Genomic DNA, 2,068 nt, shown 5'->3' with positions numbered 1-2,068 from the left:
AACACGCGCATTGGTCGTGATGGTTTCAGTTTCGCTCATGGCAACATTGGCTTCGTTGATACCTGCTTCTCCCCAAATCCCGTCCTTGCGCAAGGCATCTGGCACAGAAGTATAACGCATGGGATTGTCAGGCAAATCAATCTCAAATGATGACAAAACTGATTTGTAGTGGCGAGGTTGGTCCTCAGGTTTCACCACGATAAATTGTTTTGGGGTAAATTCGCCACTTTGTGAGTCTTCAGTTCGCGCAATGATGGTTGAGCCATCATAAGAAGCGTCTTTTCCTACTAAAATCGTTGTACATGACATAAGTCATCTTCCTCCTAATTATGATAAACTTTCTGCTAATTTATTGATTTTACGCAAACGGTGATTGACGCCGCTCTTGGTTAATCCGTTGCCCAAGGTGTCAGCAATTTGCTGCAGCGAATAATCAGGGTGAGCCACTCTGATTTTAGCCACTTGTTGCAATTCAATTGGCAAGGTATCCAGACCAACGGTATCCATGATGGTGATGATATTGTTAATAGTTTTCATGCTGGCCATCACGGTTTTGGCAATATTGGCCGTTTCAGCGTTGTTGGCACGGTTAACATCGTTGCGAGTTTCACGCATGATTTTCACTTCTTCAAACACATCCTTGGAATCTACCGCACCGATAATCAAGAGAAAATCCATGATATCTTCAGCCTTTTGCAGATACGTCACTGCACCACTCTTGTGCTCGATGACCTTGGCATCCAAGATGAATTTTCGCATGAGATTAGCTAAGTCTTCCGCGTGGTCTTGGTAAACGGAAAAAATTTCCAACTGGTACTTGCCTGATTCTGGGTCCCGAATGGTTCCTGTCGCCAAAAAGGCCCCTCGTAAATAAGCCCGTCCCTTGTCATCATCTTCTAAAATCAAGGGATTAATACCTGTTTCGATACCAAAAAAGGAATCTGCCAACTGCAAATCATTTAAAATGTCTTTGACGTCCGTCGCGACAAAGACATGGTAAACACGATTTTTGCGTAAGTTAGTCTTTTGGTGGTAACGAATTTCTGGCTGAACCTTGTAGAGGGTTTCTATCAAAGCATAGATGTGGCGAGCAATTTTGGCATTTTCAGTAGTGATAGACAGAGTCAAACGGTTGCCATTTAACCCCAAACTCCCTGACATTTTGATGATGGCTGATAATTCGCTCTTGTCAAACCGCGATTGGTTAATCAATTCTTCTTTGACTTTTACTGTAAAACTCATCTTTCTTTTGACCTCAATAGGTTCATCAATTCTCGCACCACATAGTCCCCATTGTGAAAAGCACCGCCATTTTCCAAACGAAGAAAATCCGATGAAATCACACGTTTCACTTGCTGGCGTAGTCCTTTAAAATCATGCTCCACCTGAACCAGATACTCGTCAAATTGGTTGGAATTCATGTAATCCTGCGGCACTTCTTGGATATTCACCAAAACGGTGTCAATGGCATCTTGTCCTAAGTGACGGTTCAAGACTTCCACGTGGTTGGCATCGGTAAAATGCTCGGTTTCGCCGTATTGTGTCATGATATTACACACATAAGCCACCTCAGCAGACGTATCCAGCAGAGCTTGCTTGATTTCTGGGATAACCAAGTTAGGCAAAATCGAAGTAAAGAGAGAACCTGGCCCCAGCACAATCATATCACTGTTTAAAATGGTTTCGACTACTTTACGGCTGGCAGTTGGCTCTTCGTTGTTGTAGGTATTGGTCACATAAACATGGTCAATCATGCCCTTGTAGTCAGCAATGTAGCTCTCCCCAGTCACCTCATGACCGTCTTTGAAAACCGCATGCAGGGTCAAAGGGTTCTCACTTGCAGGGTAAATCTTGCCTGTAACGTGAAAGAACTTGGTTAACAATTGCATGGCATTGTAGGTTGAGCCTTGCATTTCAGCAATTCCTGAAATAATCAGATTGCCCAAAGGGTGTCCTGCCAAAGCACCGTCGCTATCTGCAAACCGGTACTGAAAGACTTTTTCGTAAAATTTAGGCATATCACTCATGGCAACTAGCACATTGCGCAAGTCACCTGGTGGGGTCAATT

Annotated in this window: 3 protein-coding genes; all 3 read right to left on the bottom strand. The window is 43.7% G+C overall.

All coding sequences use genetic code 11. From position 1 onward, the window contains the following. Positions 1-309: C69 family dipeptidase (locus tag B3473_RS01235; protein WP_293651006.1), on the bottom strand; the 309-nt coding region annotated here is incomplete at its 3' end. Positions 310-327: 18 nt separating this feature from the next. After that, positions 328-1,242, bottom strand: coding sequence for a DNA-binding protein WhiA (gene whiA / locus B3473_RS01230; RefSeq protein WP_154454208.1), 915 nt, complete (start codon positions 1,240-1,242; stop codon positions 328-330). Next, the coding region (gene yvcK, locus B3473_RS01225) for a uridine diphosphate-N-acetylglucosamine-binding protein YvcK (RefSeq protein WP_293651005.1) at positions 1,239-2,068 on the bottom strand (830 nt) is incomplete at its 5' end. The genes whiA and yvcK, both read right to left, overlap by 4 nt.

The sequence above is a fragment of the Streptococcus sp. UBA632 genome, from assembly GCF_002300045.1.
GTDB lineage: Bacteria > Bacillota > Bacilli > Lactobacillales > Streptococcaceae > Streptococcus > Streptococcus alactolyticus.
Note: the sequence above shows the minus strand (reverse complement) of the source record. Positions and strands in the feature narration are given on the sequence as shown.